10 protein-coding genes and 1 pseudogene are annotated in these 11921 nt (G+C 72.6%); 4 read left to right on the forward strand and 7 right to left on the reverse strand.

The features are described 5' to 3' along the window. Positions 1–30 precede the first annotated feature (30 nt). Complete coding sequence (locus ENC19_RS14820) at positions 31–588, forward strand: sugar O-acetyltransferase (RefSeq protein ID WP_164447757.1); 558 nt, start codon at positions 31–33, stop codon at positions 586–588. A gap of 102 nt (positions 589–690) precedes the next feature. Beyond that, complete coding sequence (locus tag ENC19_RS14825) at positions 691–3318, forward strand: hypothetical protein (protein WP_164447758.1); 2628 nt, start codon at positions 691–693, stop codon at positions 3316–3318. Here the strand turns inward: ENC19_RS14825 and ENC19_RS14830 are convergent. From ENC19_RS14830 to ENC19_RS14845, 4 genes are all read right to left on the reverse strand, one after another. After that, the gene (locus ENC19_RS14830; RefSeq protein ID WP_164447759.1) at positions 3295–3942 is read right to left on the reverse strand and encodes a nucleoside/nucleotide kinase family protein; all 648 of its coding nucleotides are present in this window, start codon (positions 3940–3942) and stop codon (positions 3295–3297) included. The two genes, ENC19_RS14825 and ENC19_RS14830, sit on opposite strands and share 24 nt — an antisense overlap. Continuing rightward, positions 3942–4589, reverse strand: a complete 648-nt coding sequence (locus ENC19_RS14835; protein ID WP_164447760.1) for an SIMPL domain-containing protein — start codon at positions 4587–4589, stop codon at positions 3942–3944. Before ENC19_RS14835 ends, ENC19_RS14830 begins: the two co-directional genes overlap by 1 nt. Positions 4590–4640: 51 nt before the next feature. Beyond that, a complete protein-coding gene (locus ENC19_RS14840) occupies positions 4641–5714 on the reverse strand; it encodes a prephenate dehydrogenase (protein WP_164447930.1) in 1074 nt (357 codons plus the stop codon). A gap of 99 nt (positions 5715–5813) precedes the next feature. Further along, positions 5814–6740 (reverse strand): hypothetical protein, encoded by a 927-nt coding sequence (locus ENC19_RS14845; RefSeq protein WP_164447761.1) that lies wholly within the window; start codon positions 6738–6740, stop codon positions 5814–5816. A gap of 190 nt (positions 6741–6930) precedes the next feature. On the opposite strand from ENC19_RS14845, the gene ENC19_RS14850 reads away from it, so the two are divergent. Further along, entirely contained in the window at positions 6931–8775 is a 1845-nt protein-coding gene (locus tag ENC19_RS14850) for a M48 family metallopeptidase (RefSeq protein ID WP_164447762.1), read from the forward strand. Between the two features lie 101 nt (positions 8776–8876). Here ENC19_RS14850 and dapC read toward each other — a convergent pair whose 3' ends face one another. Beyond that, complete coding sequence (dapC, locus tag ENC19_RS14855) at positions 8877–9980, reverse strand: succinyldiaminopimelate transaminase (protein ID WP_164447931.1); 1104 nt, start codon at positions 9978–9980, stop codon at positions 8877–8879. Next, positions 9977–10303: a ferredoxin gene (gene fdxA / locus ENC19_RS14860; RefSeq protein ID WP_030490464.1), complete on the reverse strand. Its 327-nt coding sequence runs from the start codon at positions 10301–10303 to the stop codon at positions 9977–9979. Before fdxA ends, dapC begins: the two co-directional genes overlap by 4 nt. Positions 10304–10382: 79 nt before the next feature. Here fdxA and ENC19_RS14865 point away from each other — a divergent pair. Then, positions 10383–11428 (forward strand): annotated as a pseudogene (locus tag ENC19_RS14865) (GNAT family N-acetyltransferase). 10 nt (positions 11429–11438) lie between these two features. On the opposite strand, the gene ENC19_RS14870 reads toward ENC19_RS14865, so the two are convergent. Beyond that, complete coding sequence (locus ENC19_RS14870; protein WP_164447763.1) at positions 11439–11903, reverse strand: hypothetical protein; 465 nt, start codon at positions 11901–11903, stop codon at positions 11439–11441. Between the last annotated feature and the right edge of the window lie 18 nt (positions 11904–11921).

Here is an 11921-nt window from a genome sequence, read left to right on the forward strand (position 1 = left end):
GTCGCCGCGGCGCCCGGCATGATCGGACGGATGACGTCCATGAAGGAACGGATGCTCGCCGGCGAGCCGTACCTCGCCGACGACCCGGAACTGATCGCCGATCACCTCCGCGCCCTGCGCCTGATGGAGCGGATCAACGGCGGAGGCGTCGACGACCACGAGACACGGCGGACGGCCCTGCACGAGCTGCTCGGCGAGATCGGCGCGGAGGCTGGTATCCGGCCACCCTTCTACTGCGACTACGGCTACCACATCCGGATCGGGCCGCGCAGTTTCGTCAACTATCACGCGGTCTTCCTCGACGTCGCGCCGATCACCATCGGCGCCGACGTGCAGATCGGCCCGAACGTGCAACTGCTCACCCCCACCCACCCGGTGGAGCCAGCACCGCGTCGGGCGAAGTGGGAGGCGGCCCGGCCCATCACCATCGGCGACAACGCCTGGCTCGGCGGTGGAGCGATAGTCCTCGCCGGAGTCACCGTCGGTGAGAACACCGTCGTCGGCGCGGGCGCCGTGGTGACCCGGGATCTGCCCGCCAACGTCGTCGCGGTCGGTAATCCGGCTCGACCGGTACGCCAGCTCGACTGACCACAATCAGCCTTTTAGCTGCGCAAACAACTCCATGACGAGTGGCACCCGCCGCACCACATCGGGCACTGTAGGTGACAGGTGCGTCACCGGGAGGCTCGCATGGGAGGTCGGATCCTCGAACTACGCGTACACGGAGTGTCCAACACCCCGCCCGCCGAGACCCTGGGCCTGACGGGCGAACCCGGGAGCGAGCCGCCCCAGCCACGGCTCGTCGCCGGCGGCCCGGTCACCGGCTTCTACCGCCTGCCGACCGCCACGCCGCTCGACCCGATCGTCGTCGAGGCGTACAGCTGGGGGCAGCTGACCTCCGGCGCGCGGACGGCCCGCGACGTGGAGCGCGCCCTGTGGACGCTGCTGCTGCCCTTCACCTTGGCCAACGTGGCGCTGCACGCCCGGCCGGGGATACCGGCGGACCCCGCCACCGAACGACTGGCCAGCCGATCCGGCGTGACGGCCTGGCTGATCAGGCTCTTCTGCCTGAGCCTGACCGCCACCCCGGTGCTCGCGATGACCGGTGTCGGCGTCGATCTCATCGGCTGGCAGTGCGTGGACGAGGTCTGCCTGAGCCGGATCCCCGGCCCGTGGGAGTTCCTCGCCGACGCCTGGTGGCAGCAGGGCGGCCGGACCCTGGCCGTCGGCCTGACCGTGCCACTCGCCATGATCGGAGTCCTCGGCCTGGTCACCTGGCGCACCTACCAGTACGAGGCGGTGATGCCGGCCGACCCCACCACGAATCCCGCGGGACGCCGTACCCCGCCGCCGGCCGACGCCGACGTGCCGGTCGGTCAGCCGGCACCGGAGCCACCGCCCCTGCCCGACCCACCCCCCGGGACCCCGACCAACCCCCTCCAGGATCCGACGTTCTGGTGCGGCGAGGGACAACTACGCCGAACCGCCGTGCTGCACCTGTGCACCGGCACCGTGGTGGCGGCGGCGGTCCCGCTCGGCACGATCACGGTGCTCGACCCGCCGCAGGGTGCTCGGGCGGTGGTCACCTGGGCAGCCGTGGCCGCCTTCACCACCGTCCTGACGGTCACGCTGGTGGCCATCGGCCGGTCCTTCCTGACCCAGCGTGAGGGTGCCAGCCCGCTCGGCCGATGGAGCATCGCGGTCATCATCCTCACCGGACTCGGCGTGGCCGGCACCTTCGCGGTGCTGCTGCTACCCGACGCCGCCACGGGCAGCGCACTTGCCGGACTACGTCCACCCGCCGGCTGCGACCAGGACCCCACCCAGCCCGGATGCCGGACCGATCGATCGCTACCCGGCTTCGACCGGATCATCGCCTGGCTGGGCACCGGTCAGCTGCTGCTGCTCATCGCGATCGGCGCGACCGCCCGCTCCGGCCGACGCGGCGGCGCCGCTCCGGCCGCCGCCGCGCTCCTGATCGCCCTCGCCGCCGCCTGGTGCCACGGTTGGCTACCCACCGCACCGCCGAGCCCGGTGATGATGTGGCAGTTCGCCCTGCCACTGCTCGCCCTCGCCGGGATCGGTCTGCTGCTACCCCGGACCCGCCCCACCACTGTCAAACAACCGCTCGAACCGCACACCGACCTGGCCTGGCGTGGTCAGGCACCCGCCGTCATCGCCGGCTCCGGCTGGCTGCTCTGCCTCGCGTACAGCAACGGGGTGCTCTACTGGTTCACCAACCGACTCAACGACGGGGACACGCCCGATGGCCGGTCCCTGGTGTTCCTGCCAACCCCGGTGACCTGGGCCGGCCTGACCTTCGCCGCCGCGCTGCTGATGCTCGCCCTGGTCGCCATCCGCGCCGCGGTGCTCTTTCACCAGCTACGCCGCCGGGAGTACGCCCAACTGAGCGCCCGTGGCGGCCGACTGTCCGCGCACGACCTGCGTCGCGCCCGGGACGTCAGCACCCACCAGGCGCTGCACCGACTGGTCGGCGAACACGCACTGCGGCTGACCGGGTGGTACGCCGCTGCGATGGCCGTCCTAGCCGTGCTGGGTTGCGCGGCAGTTCTCGCCCGCCCTCTCCCCCTCGACGGGACGGACGGACCGGCCGTCGTGACCAAAGCGGTCGCGAACGTCGGCGACGCGCTGCTCGGCTGGCTGCCGGTCGCGGTGGCCGCCGTCGGCCTGCTCGTCTATCGCAAGAACACCATCCGCCGGTCCGTCGGCGTGATCTGGGACGTGGGAACCTTCTGGCCGCGCGCCGCACATCCCCTGGCGCCACCGAGCTACGCCGAACGGGCAGTGCCCGAACTGCTCACCCGCACCGCCGGGCTGATCGCGCTGGCCGAGCCCGACCCGCGCCGGGTGGACGGCATCATCCTCTCGGGGCACAGCCAGGGCACGGTGATCTGCACCGCGGTCATCCTCCAGATGCCGAACCGTTGGCGGCACCGGATCTGGTTCTTCTCCTACGGCTGCCAACTGACCCGCCTCTACGGCCGGATCTTCCCCGCCTACTTCGGTCCGGACCGGCTACCGGTGCTGGCCGAGGCGCTGACCCGCCCCGGCGGCGGCACCCGGTGGACGAACTTCTGGCGGGACACCGACCCGCTCGGTTGGCCGGTCACCGCCGGGGAACGGGACATCGCGGTGACCGACCCGGAGGCCCTGCATCCGAGCGACGGCGAGGTCGCCGACCCACCGATCCGCAGCCACAGTGGCTATCCGGAGGCCGCCGAGTTCCAACGGGAGAGATCCCGGGTGGCGTGGCTGCTGCGGCGTGCGGTCCCGTCACCCCGGCGGGGGCTCGGCTAGGCGTACCACCAGGTCGGCGCGGTCGGCGGTGCCGGCCACCAGCGCCGCGTTGGCCTCGTCGCTGCCCAGCGCCCAGGCCCGGGCGTCCTGCTCCGACCGGCCGTAGGCCATGTGCCGGGCGACCAGCCGCCGACGCCGCAGGTCGGCGTCGAGGTCCAGGAACCACGCCTCGTGCAGCAGGGCGCGTACCTCGTCCCAGGGCCAGTTCGGAATCAACAGATAGTTGCCCTCGGTGACCACCAGCCGCACCTCCGGCGGCACCTCGATCGCACCGGCGATCGGCTCCTCCAGCTCCCGGCGGAACTGCGGCGCCCAGACCGACGTCGGCTCCTTGCGCCGCAGCCGACGCAGCAGCGAGACGTAACCGTTGGCGTCGAAGGTGTCGATCGAACCCTTCCGCAGTTCCCGGCCGAGCCGACGCAACTCGTCCTGAGCGAGGTGGAAGCCGTCCATCGGCACCAGACGGGCGGCCGGGCCGACCGCCTCGACCACCTGTGCGGCCAGCGTGGACTTGCCGGCACCGGGTGCGCCGGTGATGCCGAGCAGCTGCCGCGGCCCGGCATCGGCCAGCCCTCGGGCCCGCTCCAGCAGCGCCTCGACCGACAACACCTCCGCGACGGTCATCAGGACAGGACCGGCCGGCTGATCGTGAACCGGGCCCGGACGGCCGCGTGCACGCCCTGCGGCTGCGGGTCAAGCTCCAGCTCCGGTGGGCCACCGGACTCCACTGCGCCGGCGTCGAACGCCATCCGGGCCATCATCGGCTGGGCGGTGCCGCCCTCGTCGGACAACTCGACCAGGTCGGTGACCTGGGCACCGAGCGCCTCGGCGTACTCGCGGGCCCGTTGCAACGCATCGCTGATCGCGGTGTGCCGGGCCTGTCGGTAGGCCGGACTGTCCGGGCGCAGCGACCACCACGGGCCGGCCACCTCGACCTGGTCCTGGTCGGCCAGGCGCAGCATCAACTCGCCGAGGCTGGTGAAGTCGCTCACCGTCACCGTGGTCACCACCGAGCCGTGCCAGGCCACCACCCGCTCCCCGGAGCGGCGGGTCTCGGGTCGCACCCGCAGCTCGCCGGTCTCGCGTCGGTCGATGGTCGGGCCGTACGAGTCGAGCAGCACCCGGATCGCCGCCGCCCGCTCGGCCAACCGGGTCAACGTCGGCTCCCGCTCCCGGTCCCGGGCCAGCGCGGTCACGGTGAACCGGGCGAGTTCCGGCGCGACCTCACGGTACGCCTCGCCACGCACGGTCACGACTGGTCCGTCCACCATGCCCTCACCCTACTGGCGGGCCCGTCGCCGCGCCCCTCGATGAGCCGGGCTTCAGACCCGCGGACGTCGAGCGACATAGGAGACGGTGTCGGCCCCGGCCCGGCATCCGCTCAGGTGGCCACCGGCCGCCCCCACGTCGTACAGCCAGGCCACCTCGGCCGCCGCCGCGCCCACCGGGAACGACATGACCTGCTCGTCGTACGGGCGACCGGCCAACTCGGCGCGGGCGGCAGCGGCCTCGGCGTACCGGGCGGTGAGGGCGTCGACGTCGTCGCAGCGCAGGGCGGCGGCCAACTCGTCGAGGAACCCGGTGACCTGGGTCAACGCGGCCAGCACCTGGTCGCGGTTGCCGCGCAGCATGTTGCCGGTGCGGTGCGCCGGGGTGCCGGCGACCCGGGTGCCGTCCCGGAAGCTCCCGGCGGCCAGCGCCAGGACCGCGTCGCGCGACGGCGACCGGTGCGCCGCACCGGCCAGCGCCCCGGCGAGCAGGTGCGGCACGTGCGAGGCGAGCGCCACCACGGCGTCGTGCCGGTCCGCCGCCATCGGCACCACCCGGGCGGCGAAGACGTCGGTGACCAGGGTGACGAGGCGGCGGAACGCGGCCAGCCCGTCCGGTGCCGGGCAGAGCACCCAGGCGGCGCCGGTGAACAGGTCCGGCAGCGCCGCCGTTAGACCAGCCCGGTCGGTGCCCGCCATCGGGTGCCCGGGTACGAACCGGCTGGTCAACCCCTGTTCCGCGGCGAACGCCGCCAACTCGGCCTTGGTGCTGCCCACGTCGGTGAGCAGGCAGTCCTCGGCGGTGGCGGCGGCAACCTCGACCAGGGTCGCGGGCAGCGTGGGCAGCGGTCCGCCGAGAAACACCACGTCCCGGCCGGCCACCGCGTCGACCAGCCGCTCCGCGGTCGGTACGCCGGCCAACCGGGCCTGCCGGCGGGTCTGCTCGTCCGGATCCCAGCCGGTCACGTCGACGCCGACGGCGTGCAGTCGGAGGAGCACCGAACCACCGATCAGGCCGGTGCCGACCACCGCCACCCGCAGCCGTGCGTCAGCCCTGAGCACCATCCGCGTACCTCGGCGTTCCGTGTCGTCACGGAGCCGGCCGGCCCCGCGGCGTGCCTGCCGGATCCGCGCGGAACCGCCACGACGTCCGCAGACACGCCCTACGTCCGCGCCGAGGATATCGCCGGCCGGGTCGACGGTCGGACCGGTACGCCCGCCCGGCGGTCAGGCACGTGCGGCGTACGCCTTGTCCCGGGAGCGGCTGAACGCCCCGGCCGGATCCGCGCCGTCGAAGTACTGCCACGGCCAGGCGGTGACCTGGTCTCCGATCACGTCGAACTGCCCGGCGGCCGAGATCAGGTCACCGGAGAAGGCGAACCCCATGGCGAACAGGTTGTGCACCGTCGCCCAGCCGGGCCGCCGCACGTACGACGGGTGTCGCACGGACTGGTCGGCGGCCGCGTTCATCTCGTCGATCACCTCGTCGGCGCCGATGTAATCGGCGTCCTCGCCGGGTGGAAGATCCAGCCACATCTCCAGGTGCGCGGCCGGGACGAGCTGGCCGAGCGGACTGCCGGCGGGTGCCTTGGCGAGCGCTTCCCGGGCGAACCCGAACATCTGCTCGTGGCTGCCGGACCACTTGCGGCACAGGTACTGGAGCATGTGCTCGTGGGCGAGCCGGTGCCCGGGGTGCCGGGTGACCACCTCGTCGAACCGCCGCTGCGCCTCGGCCGGGTCGACCTCACGGCCGCGCGCCGAGACGACCAGGAAGGTCCGCGCCGTGGTGTCGTCCGGTTCCCGCTCGACCACCTCGTCGAGGCAGTTCTCGGCGAACTTGAGCCGGCGCCAGAACTCCCGGAACTGATCCTGACCCGTCTGTGCGGCACGCGCCCCGCCCCGCGCCTCCCAGGCCCAGAACACCGCGTGCGCGCCGCGCACCAGCAACGGCAGGCTGGACCGGGGTTCCGCGTCGACCCATTCGCCGATCCAGTCCTGCACACCGGTCACGCCGGCCAGCACCGAGACGTGGAAGGCGTGGTCATCCGGGTCGGTCACCGATCCCAGCAGATCCCGGACGGTGCCCCAGTCGCCGCGCTGCGCGGCTTCGTGCAACGCCCGCGCGGTCGGATCACCCTGCGCCGGATCCACCACCAACGTCGGTGTCTCTGGCTGCGTGCCCCTGCGCCGGAATGGCCACATGTGGTTTCCCTCCCCGATCCGGACCGGCAAGATCGTAAAGCCGACCGAACCGGACCGGAAGGGGGTTGTCCGGCAAAGATCCACGTCGTACGGTCCCTGCGCCGCCCGCAGCCAGGCGGGCACGGAACGGGGAGGAACGGCCATGGCCGCGACGTACCGGGCACTCGCCTCGGTGGTCATGTTGATCGGGTTCTACGTGGTCGCGCTGCTTCAGTTGGCGGCCGTCGCCGCTCTCGGCGTCTGGCTGTACGGCCACACGAACGGACTGGTCACCGGGAAGCTGCTGCTGCCGCTGGTCGTCGCGCTGGGTGCGGTGGCGGTCGGGCTCTGGCGGGCGATCCGGACGAAGAACGAACCGGCACCCGGCCTGGTGCTCGACGAGCGGGAGGCGCCGCAGCTGTGGGCCACCGTCCGGGAGCTCGCCGACGCGGTCGGTACCCGGGCGCCGGACGAGATCCGGCTGGTGCCCGAGGTGAACGCGGCGGTCGGCGAGCAGAGCCGGCTGCTCGGGCTGATCGGCGGGCGACGCACCCTCTACGTGGGTCTGCCGCTGCTCCAGGCGATGCGGGTCGACCAACTTCGCTCGGTGCTGGCGCACGAGCTGGGTCACTACTCCGGCAAGCACACCCGGCTCGGCGGCGTCGCCTACCGGGGACGGCTGGCGATCGAGGGCACCATCGAGCGGATCAAGCCCCGCAACCCCATCGGCCTGGTCTTCAAGGGGTACGCGAAGCTGTACCTGATGGTCGACAACGCCGCGTCGCGGCGGCAGGAACTGGAGGCCGACCGGGCTTCCGTCCAACTCGCCGGTCACGAGGCGGCCACGTCCGCGCTGCGGAGCCTGCCAGCGCTCGACGCGGCCTGGAACTTCTTCACCGACCGCTACGTGGACTCGGGCTGGCAGGCCGGCCTCGCCCCGGACGACCTGTTCGGCGGCTTCGGACAACTGCTGGAGGCCCGCCGGGAGCAGATCGGCAAGCTTCAGCAGGACGTACCGGACCGCGAGCCGTCCCGGTGGGACACCCACCCGCCCATCGGCATCCGGATCGAGGCGATGGCACAGCTGCCGGCCGGTGCCGCCTTCGCCGACGACCGTCCCGCACACGTGCTGGTCACCGACGTCCTGGACGCCGGCCGCCGGCTGCAGAGCCTGGTCGTGGATCTCGGCAACCGTCAGGTGCTGCCCTGGCCCGAGTTCACCCACGCGGCGATCGCCGCCGGGATGCAACGTCAGGCGGACGGCATCTACCGGGCGGCCGGCCGGTTCACCGGCAGTGCGGAGCCGGGCCTGACGACCGTGCTCGACCTGGTCCGGGCGGGCCGCCTCGGCGAGTTCGCCGAGCAGTTCTTCGGCGACGCCACCCGGCGGGAGGCAGCGGCCCGCTTCGCCGGACCGATGGAGATGCTGCTCGACAACGCGGCCGTCCGCGCCCAGCGGGCCCGCTGGCAGCTGTCCTGGGGTGGTCCGGCCCAGTTCGTCGGCACCGACGGTGAGCCGTTGGACCTCGCCGAGATCGCCAAGCTGGCGGTGTCGGCGGAAACCCTCGACGAGGCCCTGGTCCGGCTGGCCGAGATGGGCATCGATCCCTCCGCCGCCACCGTGGTGCAGAGCCGGGCCACCGCCGACAACGCCGGCGTCATCGGCGCCATCGGCAACATGAAGGTCGACGGAGTGCAGCACGACCTGCTGATCCTCGACCGTGGTCTGATCCTCATCGGCGGCCCGGGCAAGGCCGGCGACGGCGAGAAGCGACTGAGGAACCTGCTCGAATCCACGCCGGTGGCGACGTTGGCCACCCGACACCAGTTCCTGCCGTACGAGGAGCTGGTGTCGGTGAACGTGACCAGGGAGATTCCGCTCAAGGCCGAGCTGACGTTGCACGGTGGCCGGACGGTGGCCCTGCAGGAGTTGTACGGCAGCGAGCTGCTGGAGCGGCACAGCCGGGACAACCTGCTGCGGGTGTTCGAGCGGATCAACGAGGACTGAGCCGACGAGGTCAGGCGAGGTCGTGCCCGGGAGGTGTCCGGGCACGACCTCGGCAGCTTGTCGACGACCAGGGGCCAGCCTCCGACAGCCCTCGGCCGTGGTCAGGCCAGGCGGGCGGCGACCGCCGCGATCCGCTCGTCGGACTCGGTCAGCGCCGCCCGGACGTACTGCCGCGCGCCCGGACCGTAGAAGACACCGGCGGCGACCAGAATCCCCCGTCGGGCCAGCCAGTCGACGGTGTCCCAGCAGTCCTCGCCACGGGTGAGCCACAGGTAGAGCCCCGCCTCGGAGTGTTCCACGGTGAAGCCCGCGCCCACGAACGCCGCCCGCAGCATCTCGCGCCGCGCACGGTACCGCTCCCGCTGCTCGTCGGCGTGCCGCTCGTCGCGCAGGGCCGCCACCATGGCCGCCTGCACCGGCGCCGGCACGATCATCCCCGCATGCTTACGGATCTTGAGCAGTTCGGCCACCAGCGCCGGGTCGCCGGCCACGAAACCGGCCCGGTAGCCGGCCAGGTTGGAACGCTTGGACAGCGAATGCACCGCCAGCACGGAGTCGTACGAGCCGCCGCACACCTCGGGTGCCAACACCGACACCGGCTCGGCGTCCCAGCCCAACGGCAGGTAGCACTCGTCGCTGGCCACCACCGTACCGCGCTCACGCGCCCAGTCCACCACCTTGCGCAGGTGCGTGGCGGGCAGCACCCGTCCGGTCGGATTGCCCGGTGAGTTGACCCAGACCAGGCGCACCCGGGACGTCGGACCGACGGCGGTCAGCGAGTCGGCGCGTACAGTGGTGGCGCCGGCCAACCGGGCACCGTCCTCATAGGTCGGATAGGCGATCGACGGCACCACCACGACGTCGCCCGGCCCCACCCCGAGCAGGGTGGGCAACCAGGCCACCAGCTCCTTCGAGCCGATCGTCGGCAGGACTCCGAGCCCGTCGGCGCCCGCGCCACAGACCCGCGACACCCAACCCGTGATCGCGTCCCGCAGCGCCCGGGTTCCGGCGGTCAGCGGATAGCCGGGCGCGTCCGAGGCGTCCGCGAGGGCCTGCCGGATCACCTGCGGCACCGGATCGACCGGCGTACCCATGGAGAGGTTGATCAGGCCGTCCGGGTGCGCCGCAGCCAAGGTGGCCGCGGCGTCCAGGGTGTCCCAGGTGAACTCGGGCAGCCGCGACGAGACGGGGCCGGGCCGGTTCAGTGGCCCTCACCGCGGGGCGGCTGGGCGGCGACGAAGGTGGCGTCCTTCTCCACCTTGCCGACCTTGGAGGCCCCGCCGGGCGAACCGAGATCCTCGAAGAACTCGTAGTTGGCGCCGGTGTAGTCCTTCCACTGCTCCGGGACGTCGTCCTCGTAGAAGATCGCCTCCACCGGGCAGACAGGCTCACAGGCACCACAGTCGACGCACTCGTCGGGGTGGATGTAGAGCATCCGGTTGCCCTCGTAAATGCAGTCGACCGGGCACTCCTCGATGCATGCCTTGTCGAGCACATCCACGCACGGCTCGGCGATGATGTAGGTCACCGGTCTTCTCCTCCGCAAGACACGCCGCGATCACCCGCGACGGTAAGAGCCTAGTATCTCGCCGGGGAGGAGGTCGATCGTGCTCCGAGAGCAAGACGTGGGACACCGGATCGTGGTGCGGCGTCGCGTGGGCGTACGCGGTGGTCGTCCGGTCTACGCCGATGCCCTCGGTGAGCTGGTCGAGCTGAACGAGACACATCTCACGCTCACCACCCGACAGGGGCGGCTGCGGGTGCCGATCGCCGAGGTGCACCGGGCCAAGCGGGTTCCGGCCGCCCGACGGCCGACCGCCGCCGCCATGATCGAGCTGGAACTCGCCGCCGACGAGGCGTGGCCGGCGCCCGTGCGGGCCCGGTTGGGCGACTGGCTGCTGCGGGCCGCCGACGGCTGGACCGGCCGGGCGAACTCGGCCCTGCCGGTGGGAGATCCGGACCGCCCGCTGCCGGCCGCGCTGGACGAGGTGCAACGCTGGTACGCCGGCCACGGCCGCCCCGCCATGGTCAACACCCCGCTGCCGCTGGCCGCACCGGTCGGTGGCGAACTCGACCGGCGCGGCTGGGGCAGCCGCCCACCGGTGCTGGTGCAGACCGCGCCACTCGCCGCCCTCCTCGCGGCCGCGTCCGACGAGGCGATTCCCGCAGCGGCCGGCGTCCCCGACTCCGGCGGCGACCCGGGTGGCACCACCGGCACGGGCCGCCGGGGAGGCGCGGGAGGCGCGGCCGGCCCGGTGGTCGAGCTGGCCGGCGCGCCGTCCGCGGACTGGCTCGCCGTCGCGGCCGGCCGCAGGGCGGGCTACCGGACGCCGCCCGGCACGTGCTCACCGCCGTGGACCACGTCCGCTTCGCCCACGTGTATCTCGACGGCGTGCTCGTCGCCGTCGGCCGTGGCACCGTGACCGGCCAGGGGCGCTGGCTCGGGTTGTGCCTGGTCGAGGTGCTGCCGGCCGCACGCCGGCAGGGACTCGCCGTCCGGCTGATCCGGGCACTCGCCGACTGGGCCGCCGAGACCGGTGCGACGGACGCGTTCCTCCAGGTCGAGCAGAGCAACGCCGGCGCGGTCGCGCTCTACCGCAAGCTGGGCTTCACCACCCACCACACCTATCTGACCCGGATCGCGCCGCAGTGACCCCCGACGGTCAGCGGCGGACCACCCGGCGGGGCTTGGCCGCGGTGTTCTCGGCGTACCGTTGCAGGCTGCGCGAACGGTGGTCGCGGCCGAGGGTGACCAGCAGCAGGTAGCCCAGCATCGCCCCGACGGTGGTCGCCACCAGATAGAGCCCGATCTGCGCGAAGAACGTACCGCCGCCACCGGCGAACGGGTTGTCGCCCACCAGCAGCGGCCCGACCAGCACGGTCAGCCCGACCGCGATGCCGATCGCGGCGGCCACCTCGCCGGCCCAGCGGGCCAACGGACGCCGCGCACCCCAGACGAAGGCCACACCGGCCAGCAGCAGACCGATCACCACGAACATCCCGAGCGACACCCGGTCGGCGACGGTGTCGTCGCCGTCGAAGCCGAACCGGATGACCAACCGGGCGAACACGTTGACCGCGAACAGTGCGATCGCGAGCACCCCGACCGCACGCCACCGCTGTCCCATCACACGCCTCCCGCCGTA

The organism is Verrucosispora sioxanthis (assembly GCF_010560025.1).
Classification (GTDB): Bacteria; Actinomycetota; Actinomycetes; order Mycobacteriales; family Micromonosporaceae; genus Micromonospora; species Micromonospora palythoicola.

Excerpts from the sequence above, each read along its gene's own strand:
- ENC19_RS14820 (WP_164447757.1), top strand. The coding sequence starts at position 31 with ATGACGTCCATGAAGGAACGGATGCTCGCCGGCGAGCCGTACCTCGCC.
- ENC19_RS14825 (WP_164447758.1), top strand. The coding sequence starts at position 691 with ATGGGAGGTCGGATCCTCGAACTACGCGTACACGGAGTGTCCAACACC.
- ENC19_RS14830 (WP_164447759.1), bottom strand. The coding sequence starts at position 3,942 with ATGACCGTCGCGGAGGTGTTGTCGGTCGAGGCGCTGCTGGAGCGGGCC.
- ENC19_RS14835 (WP_164447760.1), bottom strand. The coding sequence starts at position 4,589 with ATGGTGGACGGACCAGTCGTGACCGTGCGTGGCGAGGCGTACCGTGAG.
- ENC19_RS14850 (WP_164447762.1), top strand. The coding sequence starts at position 6,931 with ATGGCCGCGACGTACCGGGCACTCGCCTCGGTGGTCATGTTGATCGGG.
- ENC19_RS14870 (WP_164447763.1), bottom strand. The coding sequence starts at position 11,903 with ATGGGACAGCGGTGGCGTGCGGTCGGGGTGCTCGCGATCGCACTGTTC.